The organism is Bacteroides togonis, from assembly GCF_900130135.1.
Lineage (GTDB): Bacteria > Bacteroidota > Bacteroidia > Bacteroidales > Bacteroidaceae > Bacteroides > Bacteroides pullorum.
Genome location: NZ_LT670820.1, coordinates 1,211,460 through 1,231,526, shown reverse-complemented (window position 1 = coordinate 1,231,526; position 20,067 = coordinate 1,211,460). Strand labels below are relative to the sequence as shown.

At 42.0% G+C, this 20,067-nt stretch carries 19 protein-coding genes, 1 tRNA gene and 2 pseudogenes; 19 read left to right on the top strand and 3 right to left on the bottom strand.

The window, feature by feature from the left end; all coding sequences use genetic code 11:
• Positions 1-1,084: 1,084 nt before the first annotated feature.
• From BQ8005_RS05305 to BQ8005_RS05285, 5 genes and pseudogenes are all read left to right on the top strand, one after another.
• The gene (locus BQ8005_RS05305) at positions 1,085-2,248 is read left to right on the top strand and encodes an IS4 family transposase (RefSeq protein ID WP_075318825.1); all 1,164 of its coding nucleotides are present in this window, start codon (positions 1,085-1,087) and stop codon (positions 2,246-2,248) included.
• Between the two features lie 62 nt (positions 2,249-2,310).
• Positions 2,311-2,529: a hypothetical protein gene (locus tag BQ8005_RS05300; protein ID WP_075318962.1), complete on the top strand. Its 219-nt coding sequence runs from the start codon at positions 2,311-2,313 to the stop codon at positions 2,527-2,529.
• Between the two features lie 11 nt (positions 2,530-2,540).
• Positions 2,541-2,762 (top strand): hypothetical protein, encoded by a 222-nt coding sequence (locus tag BQ8005_RS05295; RefSeq protein WP_075317316.1) that lies wholly within the window; start codon positions 2,541-2,543, stop codon positions 2,760-2,762.
• 22 nt (positions 2,763-2,784) lie between these two features.
• Positions 2,785-3,381 carry a hypothetical protein gene (locus BQ8005_RS05290; protein WP_075317315.1) on the top strand — a complete coding sequence of 199 codons (597 nt, stop codon included), beginning with the start codon at positions 2,785-2,787 and terminating at the stop codon, positions 3,379-3,381.
• Between the two features lie 17 nt (positions 3,382-3,398).
• Positions 3,399-3,773 (top strand): annotated as a pseudogene (locus tag BQ8005_RS05285) (PcfK-like family protein); the annotation flags it as partial.
• 969 nt (positions 3,774-4,742) lie between these two features.
• Here BQ8005_RS05285 and BQ8005_RS05280 read toward each other — a convergent pair.
• Positions 4,743-5,805 (bottom strand): annotated as a pseudogene (locus tag BQ8005_RS05280) (site-specific integrase).
• A gap of 299 nt (positions 5,806-6,104) precedes the next feature.
• Positions 6,105-6,178 (bottom strand) — tRNA-Asp (locus tag BQ8005_RS05275).
• A 359-nt stretch (positions 6,179-6,537) separates the two neighbouring features.
• On the opposite strand from BQ8005_RS05275, the gene purU reads away from it, so the two are divergent.
• The 9 genes from purU to BQ8005_RS05230 all read left to right on the top strand — a co-directional run bounded on the left by purU (position 6,538) and on the right by BQ8005_RS05230 (position 13,978).
• On the top strand, positions 6,538-7,392 hold the full coding sequence (gene purU / locus BQ8005_RS05270) for a formyltetrahydrofolate deformylase (protein WP_075318960.1): 855 nt from the start codon (positions 6,538-6,540) through the stop codon (positions 7,390-7,392).
• A 12-nt stretch (positions 7,393-7,404) separates the two neighbouring features.
• Positions 7,405-7,995 (top strand): imidazole glycerol phosphate synthase subunit HisH, encoded by a 591-nt coding sequence (gene hisH, locus BQ8005_RS05265; protein WP_075317314.1) that lies wholly within the window; start codon positions 7,405-7,407, stop codon positions 7,993-7,995.
• The gene (gene hisA, locus BQ8005_RS05260; protein ID WP_075317313.1) at positions 7,992-8,711 is read left to right on the top strand and encodes a 1-(5-phosphoribosyl)-5-[(5-phosphoribosylamino)methylideneamino]imidazole-4-carboxamide isomerase; all 720 of its coding nucleotides are present in this window, start codon (positions 7,992-7,994) and stop codon (positions 8,709-8,711) included. Before hisH ends, hisA begins: the two co-directional genes overlap by 4 nt.
• 31 nt (positions 8,712-8,742) lie before the next feature.
• Positions 8,743-9,498 carry an imidazole glycerol phosphate synthase subunit HisF gene (hisF, locus tag BQ8005_RS05255; protein WP_075317312.1) on the top strand — a complete coding sequence of 252 codons (756 nt, stop codon included), beginning with the start codon at positions 8,743-8,745 and terminating at the stop codon, positions 9,496-9,498.
• A 42-nt stretch (positions 9,499-9,540) separates the two neighbouring features.
• A complete protein-coding gene (gene hisIE / locus BQ8005_RS05250) occupies positions 9,541-10,152 on the top strand; it encodes a bifunctional phosphoribosyl-AMP cyclohydrolase/phosphoribosyl-ATP diphosphatase HisIE (protein WP_075318958.1) in 612 nt (203 codons plus the stop codon).
• Between the two features lie 4 nt (positions 10,153-10,156).
• Positions 10,157-10,834 (top strand): cell division ATP-binding protein FtsE, encoded by a 678-nt coding sequence (locus BQ8005_RS05245; RefSeq protein WP_021847562.1) that lies wholly within the window; start codon positions 10,157-10,159, stop codon positions 10,832-10,834.
• Between the two features lie 46 nt (positions 10,835-10,880).
• Positions 10,881-12,200 carry an aspartate kinase gene (locus tag BQ8005_RS05240; protein WP_075317311.1) on the top strand — a complete coding sequence of 440 codons (1,320 nt, stop codon included), beginning with the start codon at positions 10,881-10,883 and terminating at the stop codon, positions 12,198-12,200.
• A 19-nt stretch (positions 12,201-12,219) separates the two neighbouring features.
• Positions 12,220-13,380 carry a diaminopimelate decarboxylase gene (lysA, locus tag BQ8005_RS05235; protein WP_075318956.1) on the top strand — a complete coding sequence of 387 codons (1,161 nt, stop codon included), beginning with the start codon at positions 12,220-12,222 and terminating at the stop codon, positions 13,378-13,380.
• A 115-nt stretch (positions 13,381-13,495) separates the two neighbouring features.
• Entirely contained in the window at positions 13,496-13,978 is a 483-nt protein-coding gene (locus tag BQ8005_RS05230) for a ferritin (RefSeq protein ID WP_075317310.1), read from the top strand.
• Positions 13,979-14,058: 80 nt separating this feature from the next.
• Here BQ8005_RS05230 and kbl read toward each other — a convergent pair whose 3' ends face one another.
• Positions 14,059-15,246: a glycine C-acetyltransferase gene (kbl, locus tag BQ8005_RS05225; RefSeq protein WP_075317309.1), complete on the bottom strand. Its 1,188-nt coding sequence runs from the start codon at positions 15,244-15,246 to the stop codon at positions 14,059-14,061.
• 161 nt (positions 15,247-15,407) lie between these two features.
• Here kbl and BQ8005_RS05220 point away from each other — a divergent pair, with 161 nt between their 5' ends.
• From BQ8005_RS05220 to BQ8005_RS05200, 5 genes are all read left to right on the top strand, one after another.
• Complete coding sequence (locus BQ8005_RS05220; protein WP_075317307.1) at positions 15,408-16,364, top strand: NAD-dependent epimerase/dehydratase family protein; 957 nt, start codon at positions 15,408-15,410, stop codon at positions 16,362-16,364.
• A gap of 20 nt (positions 16,365-16,384) precedes the next feature.
• The gene (locus BQ8005_RS05215; RefSeq protein ID WP_075318954.1) at positions 16,385-17,242 is read left to right on the top strand and encodes a DUF4348 domain-containing protein; all 858 of its coding nucleotides are present in this window, start codon (positions 16,385-16,387) and stop codon (positions 17,240-17,242) included.
• A gap of 13 nt (positions 17,243-17,255) precedes the next feature.
• Positions 17,256-18,257 carry a UDP-N-acetylmuramate dehydrogenase gene (murB, locus tag BQ8005_RS05210; protein ID WP_075317306.1) on the top strand — a complete coding sequence of 334 codons (1,002 nt, stop codon included), beginning with the start codon at positions 17,256-17,258 and terminating at the stop codon, positions 18,255-18,257.
• 27 nt (positions 18,258-18,284) lie between these two features.
• The gene (locus tag BQ8005_RS05205; protein ID WP_075317305.1) at positions 18,285-19,055 is read left to right on the top strand and encodes an MBL fold metallo-hydrolase; all 771 of its coding nucleotides are present in this window, start codon (positions 18,285-18,287) and stop codon (positions 19,053-19,055) included.
• Positions 19,056-19,238: 183 nt separating this feature from the next.
• A complete protein-coding gene (locus BQ8005_RS05200) occupies positions 19,239-19,955 on the top strand; it encodes a two-component regulator propeller domain-containing protein (protein WP_159436215.1) in 717 nt (238 codons plus the stop codon).
• Positions 19,956-20,067 lie beyond the last annotated feature (112 nt).

Sequence of the window (20,067 nt, the reverse complement as noted above, 5' to 3'; positions counted from 1 at the left end):
GCATACTTTTTTCTTTTTCAATTTAATAAATGTAGAGGTTCAGAACTCTACTATTGATAAATTCCCATTACAATATCCTAAAAACTTGAATGTTACATCAAACTTGTTAAAGACCTTCAACTCAACTTATGCCTAAACTCCGTTCTGAAAACGGCTTCCGGCTTGATGTGCGTAAGCCTATTTCAGAAACGGCACAAGCAAAGAAAAGCCCACGACGACCACAATGTCACAAGTGACACCGCCATCGTCGTGGGCACTTCTTTTATATGCTTGTGCAGAACGGACAAGTCCGTTTTATCCATTTTCTTTTTCTCGTCTTCTTTTAGCAGCCGAAATGCCGCCGGATGCAGGGCACGGCAAGCGTGAATCTGCACCTGCGACTATTTCTGGCTGTCATGTCTTCCCGTCCTCAAACCGTCTTGCCATGCTTTTGCCAAACTGGGCATGGCAGACAAGACCGTTTGAAGACATGTGCCGTCGGCAGAAAACTTGCAACCGCAAGCCATGCACGCATGACAATGACGGTTGCAGGACTTCTGTCACGGCGGCAGGAAAGCGGGGCTTTCCCCTTGTCCGTTGCGCCGCCCTTTGAACTTCCCCGTGGCGCGTTGCGCCATCCTCTATGCTTCCCCTTTTCCTTCCCGCCTCTCCAGCAAGTATGCCAATGTTCCCATGCCGCCATTCCAGACGGCATCAGTGGCCATTTTCGTTGCAGGGGCAAAGGTAAAGACGGGATTAGGAACACAAATTTTTTAGCCACAATCTCCACACTTCGCAGGCTCAGGTAGTATTCTGTCGAAAAAATTTGCTGAACCTACTCCCTAACCTTTGCATGGCCCCAGAAACGAAAACGACCGATGCGCGGTCGGAAGACGTCACAAGGGGACATCGGACATACGGAGAGGCGAAAAGAAAAAGGACTCGACCCGACCCCCACCGAATAAGACAAGTAACAACAACACTACTGTCCCGTAAAAGTGGATAAATAGTTCTTTGAAATTATTGAAATATAGTCAATTACGTGGTTTCTTGAGATGAAACGGACTTGATTTTGCAACTTTGCAGTCTAATACAAATGGCTGCTATGTTCCAAGACAAATACGTATTCTCTCAATTAACCGCTTTTCTGAACAGGACTCAGTTCAACAACTATGTTCGCAAGTATGATGGCAACCGGTATGTGAAACATTTCACTTGCTGGAATCAGATGCTTGCAATGATGTTTGGGCAACTGAGTAACCGTGAGAGCCTGCGAGACTTAATCGTTGCTTTCGAGGCGCATAGGGGCAAGCAATATCATCTTGGGTTAGGTCGTGAACCGATAGCCAAGACAACTCTTGCCACAGCCAACCAGAACCGCGATTACAGAATCTTCGAAGACTTTGCTTTCTATATGATGAAGGAAGCCTGCGAGAAGCGGACGACCAACATCCTTGACATTTCCGGAAAGAAATATGCGTTTGATTCAACAACGATTCCGTTATGTCTTGCAACATTCCCGTGGGCAAAGTTCCGAAGCAAGAAAGGAGGAGTGAAAGCTCATGTCTTATACGACATTGAAGCACAAGTTCCTGCCTTCTATACTGTAACCACTGCCTCAAAGCATGATTCTACAGCGATGTCTTCAATCCATTATGAACCAAATGCTTATTATATATTCGACAGGGCTTATGATTCTTTTAAAGAGCTCTATAGGATACATCTTACAGACTCTTTCTTTGTTGTCAGGGCCAAGACGAACTTAAAGTATAAGACAGTCAAATGGAAGCGGAGAATGCCAAAGAACATAATGACAGATGCAGAAGTGAAACTGACCGGTTATCTCTCCGGGAAGAAATATCCGGAGTCATTCAGACTCGTCCGATATTACGACGAAGAGGATGACCGTGAGTTCACTTTCTTGACGAATGCAAAACAACTTTCTGCACTGGATGTCGCCAATCTTTATAAGAAAAGATGGTTAATCGAGCTGTTCTTCAAATGGCTCAAGCAGCATCTCAAGATAAAGAAATTCTGGGGCACAACAGAGAACGCTGTTCGCATACAAATCAGTGTGGCTATTATCACGTACTGTCTTGTGGCTATTGTCCAACATGATATGAAGTTGAAACGTTCAACCTATGAAGTTTTGCAAATTCTCAGTATATCATTGACTGACAAAACCCACTTGCGTGACCTGTTCGACAAGACTAATTTCAATGATGTCAAAGATCTAAATGATCCCCTGATTCCGGGGCTTTTTGATTAATTGTTTAACTCGTCCCATTTTAACGGGACACTAATGTAACAACAACTTAAAAATTGGAAGATATGAGAATGACATTGAACGACATCGGAAAGGCTTTGCGGAAAGTGTTGTCCGCATTAGCGAGAGCGGCATGGGGCATCACCCTTTGCGCAGGAGGTTTGGCGGTAGGTATCGCAGGGGAAATCCTGTTGGGCGTGTTGAACTTCATGTTCGGCATCCTCACCGCACTACTTTCAATAGTGACAATTATTTGGACATTCATTTGGTTATTAACCCTTTAATTCATAAGGATATGGCGAAAAGAAACAGCAAGACGGCAGCGCAACAATGCAGGTTTTACGAGGTGAACAACATCTTTGAGTATATGGTGGAAACGTACATCAACGGCAATTTCGGCACATTCCGAAAACTATACAAGGAGTTGTGCAAGGATGCAAGAAAGGACTTCATTGACTTCCTTTTAAGCGAGGCAGAGCCAGTCTATTGGAGAGAGATTTTGAAAGAAACCATTTGACAACCCTTTAAGACAGAAGATTATGAGAACAGAAACAAGGACATACAATGTTTATAAGGTGGACGAGCTTTCATTCACGGCAAAGGAAAACGCTTACAACCGATGGTTGGCAGGGTATGAATATCCGTGGCAGAGCGAGAACATGGCAACGCTGAAAGCCTTTGAAGGCATATTCAACATACGTGTATATGATTGGAGATATGACGGCTGCACGTGTTACTACCGTTTCACCTCCAATTACAGCGAGGAAGAGGAAGAACTTTGCGGTGTGCGGTTATTGAAATTCATCGTGAACAACTATTGGCACAGCCTTTTCAAGCCCAAGACCTATTGGTACGGAAAGGACTTCAACAAACAACGCAGAAGCCGCATATCCGTAACTGAGGATTGTGTACTGACAGGCTATTGTGCTGACATGGACATCCTGAAGCCCATATACGACTTTCTGAAAGCACCCGACAAGCATACGAACCTGCATGACCTTATGGACGAGTGCATCGGCAGTTTCTTCCGCTTTTGCAGCAGGGACGTTGAGGATTGCACCGATGAGGAAGCCTTCGAGCATGACTGCGAAGCCAACGGATACGAGTTTTTATCCAACGGAGAATTTTTCAATTGACTAAAATACATACTGATATGAACAAGACAACAGACCATTTCAAGCGTACAATCCAAGCCTATCTGGACAACCGTGCAGCGGAGGACAAACTGTTTGCAGCAAATTACAACAAGCCTAACAAGAACATAGAGGATTGCGTGACCTATATCCTCAATTGGGTACAGAAAAGCGGTTACAACGGCTTTACGGACGGTGAAATCTATTCCCAAGCCGTCCACTACTATGACGAGGACGACATTGAAGTGGGCAAGCCACTGCAATGCCAAGTAGTCGTGAACCATACGGTAGAACTGACTGACGAGGAAAAGGCGGAAGCACGGCAGCAAGCCATCCGCCAATACCAAGCCGAGGAACTGCGCAAGTTGCAGAACCGAAACAAGGCTAATATAAGGTGTAAAGAATACGATGATTTAAATAACTATTGGAGACAACAACCCGAATTACAAGAATCTGCATTCTTAGCTCAGTTACAAGAAGCTTCACAAAAAGAACAAAGGGTTATGCAAATTTGGGAACTAGCAAAATATAGACTCAATAAAGCCATACCACCAACATTGCCCTTCGCAGTGAGAAAAGAACATCTTATAAAAAGTGAAGCTTGGAATTGCTGGATAAATCAACATAACAAACATCTTGAGCCTGCAGAAATAACTGAAGAAAACATTCAAGACGAAATAAATATAGTTGGTGTAAGATGGGGTATGGAAATAATGAAGCGGTATCAAAAATTAGAGTGGATACCAATTGCTATGAATAGTGGATTATGCAGAATATACATACCATAAGGAACTATAATTTTTTAGGGTACGTCAAAGTGCAATCATAAAATAAATTTAACCAAGCCCGGAGAAATATTCACTTTATATTACATCTATGTTGAGAGAACCTATTGCCTGTTATTTATATATAGTGGGTATTCAGTCTTAATTGAGCGTATCATTGTGTAAATTATATGCTATTATGCATAAGAAGATGTGAAAACAGGAACCTACTTCTCAATTCAATGGAAACCTCGTAAGGCATAAAAGTATGAATTAATGTGTCAAAAATTAACGAGAAAAATGTGCTTTATCCAATTTTTCTTTCCACTATTTACCGAGATAAAAATATATCAAATTATTTTTCAAAAAAATAATAAATATCCGCCAATAAACAGATTACAAGGACTAATATTGAGGAATCATATTCCTTCCATTTTTCAGTAATATAGTTTTGGTAATGAAGAAAAAAACATGTATTTTTGTACATGAGCAAAGCGTTCTTTTGATTAATGCAAAACAAAACAGAATACAGAATTTGTCTAGTTTCTAAATCGTTACCTATTTAAAATTAGAACCTTGCAATTTGTTTATTTTCAATTATTAAGAATAACTGTAATGCCTAGCGAGGTGAAATGTTAAATTCTTTTTAATCCCGCATATGTCAGCAATTTCTTTCAGGTAAGAGTTAAGTTTTTGATTGCTTAATACAGGCAGCAACCGTCCGTCTGATAGTTTGTCCTCGTACTTTTTCAATATTGCCAAAGGAGTTTTCAGCAGGGGGAGATTGACCGCAGTGGAAGTTTTTTGCCTGTGCAGCCGCAACCATTGTTTCCCGTCGAATGAAATACAGACATTTTCTTTGGTAAGGTTCTTTACATCCACGTATGACAACCCCGTGAAGCAAGAAAAGATGAATACGTCTCGAACTTGTTCCAATCGACGCGAATTAAAGTCCTTTTGGAGAATACGCTCCAGTTCCTGCTCCGTCAGATAGCCCCTGTCCACCGCTTTCATGTGAATATGATAGTTTGCAAACGGGTCGATGGTTATCCATCCGTTGTTTTTGGCGATGAGGACTATCTTGCGGAATATCTGCATGAACTTGCCCGTAGTATTCTCGTTGCACCGGCTGGACGGTACGGAGATAAAACTCGAAGTCCGTCACGAACTTGTGGTCAATCTCCCGCAGGGCGATGTCAGACACTTTATATTTCACTTTCATAAATTCTTCCAGCCGGCGGTAAGTCCGGTCATATTTCACCAGCGTAGCCGGAGCCTTGCTGATGCCGTTCAGTTTGGAAGCGTCCTCATTATGTTGCTTGAATAACTCCAACAGGGTCTGTTGCCTTACCTCGTACCCCAGAAACGCATTGCGTACCTTCTCCGCCGTGACAAACGAATCACGCGATTCCACGTACCGGTAATGATTGCTCAGGGCTGTGCGGATGTCCTCCAGCATAGAGTTCATCTGTCTTGCCTTGACACTGTTTCCTGCCGCTTTCCCGGCTTTCGTGTCCCACAATGACGGTTCTATGTCCAGTTTGGAACTGAACTGCACCATGTCACCGTTCACCGTCAGGCGGATCATGATACCCGCCTTGCCTGACTTGTTCAGGTAGTTTTTCCTCAGATAAAAGAGGATTCGGAATGTACTTTTGCTCATAAACCTTTTAATTTTGCTCCTTCGTTACAACTGTTACACATTGCCTGCAAAGGAAAGATTAATAATTGATTTACAAGCGGACATTTTAATGACAACAGACGACAAATCAGCGACTTACAAAGAAAATCGTTACAATTCCAAAAGCCCGTTTTTTCTGTAACGATTTGGTAACTCAACTTTGTCTGTTTGGGGAATTTGTTTGTCTTCAGAATGGCTCTAAAAAGAAAAAACAAAGCCCACAAATCATTGATTTTGTGGACTTTGTCATTCGCTGGCTTTCAGATGTCTCTGAAGCCTTGCGGTGCGGACGGGACTCGAACCCGCGACCCCATGCGTGACAGGCATGTATTCTAACCAGCTGAACTACCGCACCATTTCATTGTTTTGTTGCTATCTCTCTCGATTGCGGTTGCAAAGGTAGGCATTTTTTTTATACCTGCAATAGTAATCGTGGATTTTTTTTAGAGGCTTTTGGGGACTTGTTCTTTTAGTAGTTCATATTGAATAGGTTGCGATTTGACATGTTTTTATATTTAACATTTGTTTAGTATGTGGTATGGATTGACGCATGGATGAGTTGAATGGGGATACAAATTGTGGAAAACGAAACTATTTGTATTGGGATTGAAACTTTGTGCTTGGAAAATTCGTACTTTTGCAATAAATCGTTATTTTTGCAAACCTAATACGAGAATATTGTAATTCTGATATGTTAATGAAATGTTTAGGAGTATGAAAACGGCCAAACTGTTGCTTTACTGTCCTGACAAACCAGGTATTTTGGCGGAGGTGACGGATTTTATAACGGTGAATAAGGGAAATATTATCTATTTGGATCAACATGTGGATCATGTGGAGAATATTTTTTTTATGAGAATAGAATGGGAGTTGCAGGACTTTCTGATTCCTCAAGAAAAGATAGAGGACTATTTTGCCACGTTGTATGCGCAAAAATATGCAATGAGTTTCCGGCTGTATTTTTCAGATACCAAACCACGCATGGCGATATTTGTCTCGAAGATGTCTCATTGTTTGTTTGATATGTTGGCTCGTTACACGGCGGGTGAGTGGAATGTGGATATTCCGCTCATAGTTAGTAATCACCCAGATTTGCAGCATGTGGCCGAACGTTTTGGCATTCCGTTTTATTTGTTTCCTATCACAAAAGAAAATAAGGCAGAACAAGAGCGGTTAGAGATGGATTTGTTGGCCAAGTATAATATTACATTTATTGTATTGGCTCGTTACATGCAGGTGATTTCAGAGCAGATGATAGATGCTTATCCTAATCGCATTATTAATATACATCATTCCTTTTTGCCTGCGTTTGTGGGTGCCAAACCTTATCATGCAGCTTTTGAGCGTGGCGTGAAGATTATTGGTGCCACCAGTCATTATGTGACTACGGAACTGGATGCAGGACCTATTATCGAGCAGGATATTGTACGCATTACACATAAAGATACGGTGCAGGATCTGATAAACAAGGGAAAAGATCTGGAGAAAATTGTTCTTTCGCGTGCGGTACAGAAGCATATAGAACGAAAAGTGTTGGTATATAAGAATAAGACGGTGATATTTAATTAAAAAGGAAATCTGATGAAAGTTGCAATCGTAAAATATAATGCGGGGAATATTCGTTCAGTAGATTGTGCTTTACGACGTTTGGGTGTCGAGGCTATGATTACGGCTGATGAGGCAATGCTTCGTTCGGCCGATAAAGTCATATTTCCGGGTGTAGGAGAGGCTGCTACGACGATGGACTTTTTGCATACTACGGGTTTGGATACTGTTATTAAAGGTATGGAGAAACCTTTGTTGGGCATTTGCTTAGGTATGCAATTAATGTGTCGTCATTCGGACGAAGGTAATGTGGATTGCTTGAATATTTTTGATGTAGACGTGAAACGCTTTCAGTCAGAAAGGCATGAAGATAAAGTGCCACATATGGGATGGAATACAATAGAGCAAACCTGCAGCTCTTTGTTTCGTGGATTTACGAAGGAAGAATTTGTGTATTTTGTGCATAGCTTTTATGTGCCTGTCAATGAATATACTGCGGCGGTGACCGATTATATATTACCGTTTAGCGCAGCTTTGCATAAAGGAAATTTCTATGCAACACAGTTTCATCCAGAAAAAAGTGGTGATGTTGGTGAACGTATTTTGAAAAATTTCTTGGAGTTATGATAGAATTAATACCTGCTATTGATATTATCGGAGGTAAATGCGTGCGCTTGTCACAAGGTGATTATGAGAGCAAGAAGGTGTATAATGAAAATCCGCTTGAAGTAGCCAAAATGCTGGAAGCGGGTGGTATTAGGCGCTTACATTTGGTCGATTTAGATGGAGCGGCTTCGCATCATGTCGTGAACCATGCCATTTTGGAAAAAATAGCGACAGCTACTTCACTTGTCGTTGATTTTGGTGGTGGTGTGAAGACTGATGAGGATTTGCGAATTGCTTTTGAGTATGGAGCTCAGATGGTGACGGGCGGAAGTGTTGCTGTGAAAGATCCAGAACTGTTCTGTCATTGGATAGAAATGTATGGGGCGGAACGAATTATTCTGGGGGCTGATGTAAAAGAACGCCGTATTGCCGTGGGAGGATGGAAAGAGGAAAGTGATATGGATTTGTTCTCTTTCTTGGACAACTATCGGCAGAGAGGTATTTCTAAAGTGATTTGTACAGACATCAGTTGCGATGGTATGCTGCAGGGCCCTGCTTTGGGCTTGTATAAAGAAATGTTGGAACGTGATTCGAATTTGTATTTGATTGCAAGTGGCGGAGTCAGTTGTGTTGATGACATTTATCGATTGGAAGAAAATGGTGTACCTGCCGTTATATTTGGAAAGGCGTTGTATGAAGGTCGTATAACGTTGGATGATCTGCAATCTTTGCTTTGAATAATTAATTAATTGATAGTGAGTTGAAGTTGTGTTAGCTAAAAGAATTATTCCCTGTCTTGATATAAAGGACGGGCAGACTGTAAAAGGAACTAATTTTGTAAACCTGCGTCATGCTGGCGATCCGGTAGAATTGGCACGTATGTATAGTGAGCAAGGTGCTGACGAACTGGTATTTTTGGATATAACAGCCAGTTTTGAAGGGCGGAAAACATTTGTAGAGCTGGTTCGTCGCATAGCTGAGAACATCAGTATCCCGTTTACGGTTGGGGGAGGAATTCACGAATTGAATGACGTGGCTCGACTGCTGGATGCTGGAGCGGATAAGGTATCTGTCAATTCGGCGGCTATCCGAAACCCAAAACTGATTGATGAGATAGCTGGGCATTTCGGTTCTCAGGTGTGTGTGTTGGCGGTAGATGCCAAGCAGGCTGCGGGTGAATGGCGGTGTTATCTGAATGGTGGTCGAGTGGTGACAGAAAGAGAATTGATGTCATGGACGAAAGAAGCTCAAGAGCGAGGTGCAGGCGAGATATTGTTTACGAGTATGGATCATGATGGTGTAAAGACAGGGTATGCTAATGAGGCGTTAGCTGTTCTTTCTGAAAACCTTTCTATTCCTGTCATTGCTTCAGGGGGGGCAGGAGCGAAAGAACACTTCCGTGATGCCTTTTTGCAGGGAAAAGCAGATGCAGCACTGGCTGCCAGTGTTTTTCACTTCGGAGAAATCAAAATTCCCGATTTAAAATTGTATCTTTGCAGCCAGGGTGTACCTGTAAGAATATAAAGAATAAAAATAAGTACAGAATTATTCGTATAGATTATGGATATGAGCATAGATTTCGATAAAATGGACGGACTTGTTCCGGCTATCATACAAGATGCAGATACGGCTAAAGTGTTGATGCTGGGTTTCATGAACCGTGAGGCGTATGACAAAACGATGGAAACGGGTAAAGTTACTTTTTATAGTCGTACGCGTAAACGTTTGTGGACGAAAGGAGAAGAAAGTGGAAATTTTCTGCATGTCGTATCTGTCAAAGCAGATTGCGACCGAGATACATTGCTTATTCAAGTACATCCGGTTGGCCCAGTATGTCATACAGGGACAGATACTTGTTGGGGCGAAAAGAATGAGCAACCGGTAATGTTCCTGAAAGAGTTGCAGGATTTCATTAATGTACGTCATACGGAAATGCCAGAAGGCTCTTATACAACCAGCCTGTTCCGTTCTGGAGTAAATAAAATGGCACAGAAAGTAGGTGAAGAGGCTGTGGAGACCGTGATTGAGGCATGTAATGGAACAGATGACCGTCTGATTTATGAAAGTGCCGATTTGTTGTATCATCTCATCGTTTTACTGACTTCGAAAGGCTATAGTATCGAAGATATTGCCCGTGAACTGAAAGAACGTCATGGTGTAGGTTGGAAGAAACATTGAGAAGATGACTGAAACGCTGATAAAATATAAGGATGTTGAGATACATCAGCAGGAGCTGTGTGTGTTGGAAAATGTCAATTTAGAGCTGTGCTCGGGAGAGTTTGCCTATTTAATAGGTAAGGTAGGCTCTGGTAAGACGACGTTGCTGAAAACGTTTTATGGCGAGTTGGAAATTGCCGCCGGACATGCAGAGGTGCTGGAGTATGATATGAAAAGAATCAAACGTAAGCATATTCCGCAGCTTCGTCGAAAACTGGGCATTGTTTTTCAAGATTTCCAATTGTTGACAGATCGTTCGGTATATGACAATCTGGACTTTGTGCTTTGTGCTACAGGTTGGAAACATCGTGGAGAACGAAAAGACCGTATAGAAGAGATGTTGCAGTTGGTGGGAATGAACAACAAAGGGTACAAGCTGCCTAATGAATTGTCAGGAGGAGAACAGCAGCGTATTGTTATTGCTCGTGCTATGCTGAATTCTCCCCGCATTATTTTGGCAGATGAACCTACTGGCAATTTGGATGTTGAAACAGGACGAGCTATTGTCTCCTTATTACATCAGATTAGCGAGAAGGGGGCATTGGTGGTGATGACTACGCATAATTTGCAGTTGCTCAATGAATTTCCAGGGAAGGTGTATCGTTGTGAAGGACATCGTCTATGGAAAGTGACAGAAGAATAAATAAAAAAATAATATAATAGGTTTAACAACTTAACAAGAAGGAAAAATGAAAGTATTAAAGTTTGGAGGTACTTCGGTAGGTTCAGCTCAGCGGATGAAGGAAGTGGCCAAATTGATTACCGATGGTGAACGTAAGATTGTTGTATTGTCAGCCATGTCAGGTACGACAAATACATTGGTCGAGATTTCGGATTATCTGTACAAGAAGAATCCGGAAGGCGCCAACGAAATTATCAACCAACTGGAAAGCAAATATCGTCGTCATATCGATGAACTCTATTCGACGGATGAATATAAACAGAAATGTCTGGAGCTGGTAAGATCTCATTTTGACTATATCCGTTCTTATACGAAGGACTTGTTTACTTTGTTTGAAGAAAAAGTTGTTCTAGCCCAGGGAGAGTTGATTTCGACGGGAATGATGAACTATTATTTGCAGGAATGTGGTGTGAAATCGGTATTGTTGCCTGCCTTGGAATATATGCGTACAGATAAGAATGCCGAGCCCGATCCTGTTTATATTCGTGAGAAACTGCAAGCTCAACTTGAATTGCATCCAGATGCAGACATTTATATTACACAGGGTTTCATTTGTCGTAATGCTTATGGAGAGATAGATAATCTGCAGCGTGGTGGAAGTGATTATACAGTTTCGTTGGTAGGTGCTGCTATTAATGCTGATGAAATTCAGATATGGACGGACATTGACGGCATGCATAATAATGATCCTCGCGTAGTAGACAAGACTTCTCCTGTTCGTCAGTTGCAGTTTGAGGAAGCAGCAGAATTGGCTTATTTTGGTGCCAAGATTTTGCATCCGACTTGTATCCAGCCGGCTAAATATGCCAATATACCTGTACGCCTGTTGAATACGATGGATCCTTCGGCTCCTGGTACGCTGATATCGAACGATACCGAGAAAGGAAAAATCAAGGCCGTAGCTGCCAAAGACAATATTACAGCTATCAAAATCAAATCAAGCCGTATGTTGTTGGCTTATGGTTTCTTGCGCAAAGTGTTCGAGATATTCGAGAGTTATCAGACTTCTATCGATATGATCTGTACGTCTGAAGTTGGTGTTTCAGTATCTATTGATAATGTAAAACACTTAAACGAGATTTTAGACGATTTGAAGAAATATGGAACGGTTACAGTAGACCGTAACATGTGTATTATTTGTGTGGTTGGTGATTTGGAATGGGAAAACGTAGGCTTTGAGGCTAAAGCGCTTGATGCAATGCGTGACATTCCAGTGCGTATGATATCTTTCGGCGGAAGTAATTATAATATCTCTTTCCTGATACGTGAAGAAGATAAGAAACGTGCATTGCAGTCTTTGAGTGCAGCTTTATTTAGCGAAAACTAAAAAAGTTGTAGCAGGATTTATGAAAGGACATTTTCCGATAGATAAATTCAGTTCATTGCGCACACCTTTTTATTATTATGATACGGAGGTGTTGCGCAATACACTGAATTGTATTCGTGCTGAAGTTGCGCGTTATGAGAATTTTGTAGTGCATTATGCAGTGAAGGCAAATGCCAATCCGAAGGTGTTGACTATCATTCGAGAAAACGGATTGGGTGCTGACTGTGTAAGTGGAGGTGAAATTCAGGCTGCTATCAAAGCGGGTTTTCCTGCAAATAAAATTGTGTTCGCAGGTGTAGGAAAGGCTGATTGGGAAATTAATTTGGGATTGGATTACAATATCTTTTGTTTCAATGTTGAATCTGTGCCAGAATTGGAAGTTATTAATGAACTGGCGGCAGAAAGGGGAAAAATAGCTAATGTCGCTTTCCGTATAAATCCCGATGTCGGCGCTCATACTCATGCTAACATTACGACCGGTCTTGCTGAAAACAAGTTTGGTATTAGCATGCAGGATATGGAACATGTGATAGAACTAGCGGCGGAAATGCAACATGTCAACTTTGTTGGGTTGCATTTTCATATTGGTTCTCAGATATTAGATATGGGTGATTTTGTGGCTTTGTGCAATCGCATCAATGAGTTGCAGGAAAAGCTGGATGCTCGTGGTATTCGTATTGAACATATCAATGTCGGTGGTGGACTCGGTATTGATTATCATCATCCTAATCGTCAGTCTATACCTGATTTTTCTGCTTATTTCAAGACTTATGCTACCCATTTGAAACTTCGAGCTTACCAGAAATTGCATTTTGAGCTGGGACGTGCCGTGGTAGGACAATGTGGTTCACTCATTGCCCGTGTGTTATATGTTAAACAGGGAACTAATAAACAGTTTGCTATTTTGGATGCAGGTATGACAGATTTAATACGTCCGGCTTTATATCAGGCCTATCATAAGATAGAAAATATATCTTCGGAAGCTTCTGTAGAAACATATGATGTAGTTGGTCCAGTTTGTGAGTCATCTGATGTGTTTGGTAAGTCTGTAGATCTTAATGGGGTGAAACGCGGTGATTTTTTAGCTTTGCGTTCAGCTGGGGCTTATGGAGAAATTATGGCATCACAATATAATTGTCGTACCCTGCCTCAAGGATACCTTTCGGATGAGTTTATGTAAATAGTGAGTAAGTCTTTTAATTGTTGGATTAAGATTAAAAAATGTTATTAGTCGAACAATATGGCGATTATCTCGTTATATTTGTAATGTTTACAATTTTAAAAAACGAACGAATATGATTTCAGAAAAACTACAAAACGCAATTAACGAACAGATTACTGCAGAAATGTGGTCAGCCAATCTGTATTTGGCAATGTCTTTCTTTATGGAGAAAGAAGGTTATAATGGTATGGCCAATTGGTTGAAGAAACAGTCTTTTGAGGAGCATGAACATGCTTTTGAGATGGCTTCTTATATTATCAAACGTGGAGGTACGGCAAAGGTAGATAAGATTGATGTTGTACCTAATGATTTTGGTACCCCGCTTGATGTATTTGAACAGGTTTATAAGCATGAATGCCGAGTTTCAAAGATGATTGACGAATTGGTGGATGTTGCTGCTTCCGAAAGAGATAAGGCAACCCAAGATTTCTTGTGGGGATTTGTACGTGAACAAGTAGAAGAAGAAGCTACAGCCTCAAGTATTGTGGAAATGATTAAAAGAGCAGGAAACTCTAATTTGTATTTTGTAGACTCTAAGTTGGGAGAACGTCAATAAAAGTTTGTGAGGCTATTGAAATAAGATCAGCCCGAAGATGACGGAAGTCAGACTTCGGGCTGATTGTTTTTAAGGAATGTTTATTTTAAAACTCCCAGTTCTTTGCCCACTTTGATGAAAGCTGCGATACACTTATCCAAGTGTAATTTTTCATGTCCGGCAGAAATTTGTACGCGGATACGCGCCTGACCTTTCGGAACAACTGGATAATAGAAACCTGTGACGTAGATACCTTCTTCTTGCATGCGAGCAGCGTATACTTGAGACAGCTTGGCGTCATAGAGCATAACTGCACAGATAGCGCTTTGTGTCGGCTTGATGTCGAATCCGGCAGCTGTCATCTTGTCGCGGAAGTAGTTTACGTTCTCCATCAGTTTGTCATGCAATGCATTGCTTTCTTTCAACATTTTGAAGACTTCAATGCTAGCACCGATAACTGCAGGAGCAACAGAGTTTGAGAAGAGGTAGGGGCGACTGCGCTGGCGTAATAAGTCGATGATTTCTTTGCGGCCAGTTGTAAATCCGCCCATAGCTCCACCAAAAGCTTTACCCAGGGTACCGGTATAGATATCCACACGCCCGTAAGTATTATACAATTCGCTGACACCATGTCCTGTAGGACCTACTACACCTGCAGAATGTGATTCGTCTACCATAACTAGGGCATCGTATTTTTCTGCCAGATCGCAGATCTTGTCCATTGGGGCTACATTTCCGTCCATTGAGAATACACCGTCTGTTACGATAATACGGAAACGCTGTGCTTGAGCTTCTTGCAAGCAACGTTCCAGATCAGCCATATCAGCGTTAGCGTAACGATAACGTTTTGCTTTGCAGAGGCGTACACCGTCAATGATAGAAGCATGATTCAGTGAGTCGGAAATGATGGCATCTTCTTCGGTGAACAGGGGTTCGAATACACCACCATTAGCGTCGAAACAAGCTGCATATAAAATAGTGTCTTCTGTATGGAAGTAATCGGAGATTGCTGCTTCAAGTTCCTTGTGAATGTCTTGGGTACCACAAATGAAGCGGACGGATGACATGCCATAACCACGGCGATCCATCATTTCTTGGGCAGCTTCAATTAAACGGGGGTGGTTGGACAATCCCAAGTAGTTGTTGGCACAGAAGTTCAATACTTCCTGGCCTTTTACTGTGATAGCGGCTTGCTGCGCGCTTTCAATCAGACGTTCTTCCTTATAGAGACCGGCTTCTTTTATCTCAGCAAGTGTCTGGCTGAGAAACTCTTTCATTTTACCATACATAACGTTTTTGTTTTAGGATTTTTACAATTAGTTACACACTATGCAAAGGACATCATTTTTCTCGAAATAAACAATAACAGAATGATAGAATTTTGAAAAAAAAGTGTGTATCTTTGCGTACTCTTTAAAAAAAGGAATTCTCTAACTTTAATTTGTTCGAAATGAAAAATATTTTAGTAATTGGAGCTACCGGTCAGATCGGATCGGAACTTACGATGGAATTGCGTAAGCGTTATGGCAATGAACATGTTGTTGCGGGGTATATTACCGGAGCAGAACCCAAGGGTGAACTGAAGGAATCAGGTCCTTCTGTATTGGCAGATGTGACAGACTTCAATGCTATTGAAACAGCTGTCAAAGAGTATAGTATTGATACGATTTATAATCTGGCAGCATTGCTTTCTGTCGTTGCCGAAAGTAAACCTCGTTTGGCATGGAAAATTGGTATTGACGGTTTATGGAATGTGCTTGAAGTAGCTCGTATACATGGCTGTGCTGTATTTACACCTAGTTCAATTGGTTCGTTTGGTCTGGATACTCCGCATGTTATGACACCTCAGGATACTATCCAGCGTCCCCGTACAATGTATGGTGTTAGCAAGGTTACTACAGAATTATTGAGTGACTATTATCATACTAAATATGGTGTTGACACCCGTGCGGTACGTTTCCCTGGTATTATTTCGAATGTAACTCCTCCGGGTGGTGGAACTACTGATTACGCGGTCGATATCTATTATGCAGCCGTAAAAGGTGAAAAATTTGTTTGTCCGGTGAAAGAAGGTACGTTGATGGACATGATGTATATGCCTGACGCTTTGAATGCGGCTATTACGCTGATGGAGGCCGATCCTGCCAGACTGAAACATCGTAATGCCTTCAATATCGCTTCCATGAGTTTTGCTCCCGAGACTATTTATGCTGCGATTAAGAAGCATGTGCCGGACTTTGAAATGGTTTATGATGTAGATCCCTTGAAGCAAAGTATTGCCGATAGCTGGCCCGATTGTATGGACGATAGCTGTGCCCGTGCGGAATGGGATTGGAAACCTCAATATGATCTGGAGTCCATGACTGTGGACATGCTGGAGAAGCTGAGGGTTAAGTTGAATAAATGATCGTTGCCGATCTGTTGGATATGAGAAAATTAATATGGGGATTATCGGTGTTTGTCTTGTTGTTCTCTTGTAAGAACCCCAAGGCGAACATCGATTCTTTCAGTGCAATTACTGCGATGGTCGATTCGATCGGTGTCAGAGAAGGAGAGTCGTTGGGTGAAGTTCCAGTAGAAGAAGCTCCTCAGCCGGTAGGCGCAGACGAACTCTTTGACGATTTTGTTTTCAATTATGCGACCGATTCTCTGTTCCAACGGCAGCGTACTATCTTCCCCTTGCCTTATTATAATGTAGATACTCCTTTAAAGATTGAAAAGAAATATTGGAAACATGATCCACTTTTTGCTGGTCAGACGTTCTATACGCTACTTTTTGATAGTGAGGACGATATGGATTTAGTTGGTGATACGACACTTTCATCTGTTCAGGTAGAGTGGATTTTTCTTAAGACGCGGATGGTGAAGCGTTACTATTTCGAACGAGCTAAAGGGATGTGGATGCTTGAAGCCATTAACTTGCGAAAGATGGAGGAAGATAAAGAGGGAGATCCCAGTTTTGTATCCTTTTATGCCCGTTTTGCGGTAGATAGTCTCTATCAGCGGGAACATATCTCTCAACCTTTGCAGTTTATAACGATTGATCCTGATGATGAGTTTTCTATTTTGGAGACTACACTTGATGTGGATCAATGGTATGTGTTTAGGCCTACGTTGCCTGCCGACCGACTTTCTAATATCAATTACGGGCAGAAGAATGAAGATAGTTCTTCAACTAAGATTTTGAAGGTCAATGGTCTTAGCAATGGCTATTCCAATATTTTCTATTTCAGGAAAAGAAAAGGAGAGTGGGAGTTATACAAATACGAAGATACAGGAATTTGACAGAGTGACGTGTATGATATATCATTCATTGCTACCTCATAATACCTTCGGTATCGAGGCTGAGGCAGCTGATTTTTGTGAATTTGCTTCAGGCGAGGAATTGGAGCAGTTGATTGAAAGGGGGGTATTCTTGACTCGCCCTTATTTTTGTATAGGAGGGGGGAGTAATTTGTTGTTTACGCAGAAACGTTATGATTGGACTTTTCTCCATTCAACAGTCAAGACGATAGAAGTGACCTATGAGAACCGAAACTGGATAGAGGTACGAGTGGGAAGTGGAGTGGTTTGGGATGATTTTGTACAGTATTGTGTGGACAGTAATTGGTATGGTGCAGAAAATCTTTCTTTGATTCCCGGTGAGGTAGGTGCCGCAGCAGTACAGAACATCGGTGCCTATGGTGCTGAGGTCTGTGATCTGATAGATTCTGTGGAAACTATGGATGTAATGGGCAGAAAGAGAATCTATAAAGCTGCGGAGTGTGCATATGCTTATCGGGATAGTATTTTCAAGTGTCCGAACATGAAGTCTGTTTTTATCCTTTATGTTAATTTTCGTCTGAGTAAACATCCTTGTTTCAGGCTCGATTACGGCAATGTTCGTCAGGCGCTGTCACAATACGACGAAGTGACGCTGGCTCATGTTCGTCAGGCCATTGTCGACATTCGTCGCAGTAAATTGCCCGATCCGGCTCAGTTGGGTAATGCTGGCAGCTTTTTCAAGAATCCTGTCATTTTCAGATCGCAGTATAAGGAATTGTGCACCGTTTTTCCCGATATGCCTTGTTACGAAGTGGATGCAGACCATGTGAAAGTGCCTGCCGGATGGCTTATTGAACAGGCCGGTTGGAAGGGAAAAGCTTTAGGGCGTGCGGCTGTACATGATCGTCAGGCGCTGGTGCTTGTCAATCTGGGCGGAGCTGAAGGGGCGGATGTTGTAGCTTTGGCACGTGCTGTGCAGAAAACTGTGGCCGACCGTTTCGGAATTGAGATTGAGCCGGAAGTAAATTTCATTTGAACGAAATACAATTAAAGGATAGAACTTGTGAAACTGAGATTCTTAGGAACTGGAACGTCTACTGGAGTACCCGAAGTGGGGTGTACATGCCCCGTCTGTACATCAACAGATTTTCGTGACAATCGTTTACGTACGTCTGCCTTGCTGCATACAGATGATGGTCATACCATTCTGATAGATTGTGGGCCCGATTTTCGAGAACAGATGATCCGTTCTCGCTGGTTTGGTCGGATAGACGGCGTACTCATTACGCATGAGCACTACGATCATGTAGGCGGGTTGGACGATTTGCGCCCTTATTGCCGATTTGGTGAAGTTCCAGTTTTTTCCGATGCCTATACGGCTGAACATCTTCGTATGCGTATGCCTTATTGTTTTGTAGAGCACAAGTACCCAGGCGTGCCTCGTATTTCGCTTCACGAGCTGAAGGCTGGTGTGCCTTTTAATATTGGGACGACGGAGATATTGCCTTTTGAGGTGATGCATGGTCGTCTGCCTATTCTCGGTTTCCGTATTGACAGTCGTTTGGGGTATGTGACGGATATGCTGACGATGTCCGATGATTCCTATCGTCTGTTGGAAGGGATTGAAATTCTTGTGATGAACGCCTTGCGTCCGACACCTCATGGTTCACACCAGTCTATCCCTGAGGCATTGAAAGCAGCTCGTCGTATTGGAGCACATAAAACCTATTTTGTCCACATGGGGCATCATGCGGGACTTCATGCTGCAATCAGTCGCCAATTGCCTCCGAACATTTATTTTGCATACGATGGGCTGGAGATAGAGTTCCATTAAAGCATATTGCTGGCATATTTGAACCTGCTTGTTTTTAGATGGTTTTGAGGGATGTTCACTATGTGGTCATCCTTTTTTTGTATTTCGGTGGTTGTTGCAAATATTAGTATTCTGCCATTTTTCTGTTCAAATTCTATCATTATTTAGTGGGAATCAGTAACTTCTTGTCTATAAAGATTAAAAATGTTACTTTTGGCTTTGTCTTTTAGTCGTAGTTTATATGAAAACATTTTTGTTGAGTTGCTTTTGCCTTTTTTTTCATTGGTTTTGTGTGGTAAGCCAATGAATGATGTCGTATATTTCCGTTACTATTTTGATAAACTGAATTTGCCTCAGACTACGGTTTTGCAGATAGAACAGGATAAACGTGGATTTTTATGGCTGGCAACTGGGCATGGTGTTTACCGGTTCGATGGTAATGAGGCAGTGCCTTTGTACGAGATAGTTCCTGGTTATGATGAGATTCTGAAACAGTATATATCGTGGATTATGGTGGATGAAACAGACGGATTATTGTGGATGAGTAACGGCTATGTCTTTGAATTCGAAACTGGCGTCCTGCGTGAAAATCGGATTTCCACAGAATTCATGCAGAATCCCCCACTGATAGATACTCAAGGGAATTTGTGGTTTAGTTTCTTCGACCGCTATATGAAATATGCTCCTTCTCGTGATGTAGGTACTGCATTGGAAGTACCTGTTGGAGTCGGGTTTACCCAGTCGGATCATTATGTCTGGGGCATTTTCAGGACGGGCAAGTTGCAACGTATGCCGATTAGCGAGGGTAATATTTCAGCTGTACAATATGATTTGGCTTCTTGGGGGCTAGGAGAAGTAACGGTGATGTATGCCGTCCGCAATGGAACAGAACCCACAGAGCACCCGTCAGCAAACAAGTAAAGATAAAACGTAACCCGTTTGAAATGAGCGGTTTTTCACTATTCTGCCAAATGCCGGAAACGCAACGGAGTGCGGAATATTGAGCCATTTCAGTTACCAAGCCGTTAGCTGT

Coding starts and splice junctions, on each gene's coding strand:
- BQ8005_RS05300 (WP_075318962.1), top strand. CDS start 2,311: ATGAGAATGACATTGAACGACATCGGAAAGGCTTTGCGGAAAGTGTTG.
- BQ8005_RS05220 (WP_075317307.1), top strand. CDS start 15,408: ATGAAAAATATTTTAGTAATTGGAGCTACCGGTCAGATCGGATCGGAA.
- hisIE (WP_075318958.1), top strand. CDS start 9,541: ATGAGCATAGATTTCGATAAAATGGACGGACTTGTTCCGGCTATCATA.
- lysA (WP_075318956.1), top strand. CDS start 12,220: ATGAAAGGACATTTTCCGATAGATAAATTCAGTTCATTGCGCACACCT.
- BQ8005_RS05305 (WP_075318825.1), top strand. CDS start 1,085: ATGTTCCAAGACAAATACGTATTCTCTCAATTAACCGCTTTTCTGAAC.
- hisH (WP_075317314.1), top strand. CDS start 7,405: ATGAAAGTTGCAATCGTAAAATATAATGCGGGGAATATTCGTTCAGTA.
- BQ8005_RS05240 (WP_075317311.1), top strand. CDS start 10,881: ATGAAAGTATTAAAGTTTGGAGGTACTTCGGTAGGTTCAGCTCAGCGG.
- purU (WP_075318960.1), top strand. CDS start 6,538: ATGAAAACGGCCAAACTGTTGCTTTACTGTCCTGACAAACCAGGTATT.
- BQ8005_RS05200 (WP_159436215.1), top strand. CDS start 19,239: ATGTTACTTTTGGCTTTGTCTTTTAGTCGTAGTTTATATGAAAACATT.
- BQ8005_RS05295 (WP_075317316.1), top strand. CDS start 2,541: ATGGCGAAAAGAAACAGCAAGACGGCAGCGCAACAATGCAGGTTTTAC.
- hisA (WP_075317313.1), top strand. CDS start 7,992: ATGATAGAATTAATACCTGCTATTGATATTATCGGAGGTAAATGCGTG.
- BQ8005_RS05245 (WP_021847562.1), top strand. CDS start 10,157: ATGACTGAAACGCTGATAAAATATAAGGATGTTGAGATACATCAGCAG.
- kbl (WP_075317309.1), bottom strand. CDS start 15,246: ATGTATGGTAAAATGAAAGAGTTTCTCAGCCAGACACTTGCTGAGATA.
- murB (WP_075317306.1), top strand. CDS start 17,256: ATGATATATCATTCATTGCTACCTCATAATACCTTCGGTATCGAGGCT.
- BQ8005_RS05215 (WP_075318954.1), top strand. CDS start 16,385: ATGAGAAAATTAATATGGGGATTATCGGTGTTTGTCTTGTTGTTCTCT.
- BQ8005_RS05290 (WP_075317315.1), top strand. CDS start 2,785: ATGAGAACAGAAACAAGGACATACAATGTTTATAAGGTGGACGAGCTT.
- BQ8005_RS05230 (WP_075317310.1), top strand. CDS start 13,496: ATGATTTCAGAAAAACTACAAAACGCAATTAACGAACAGATTACTGCA.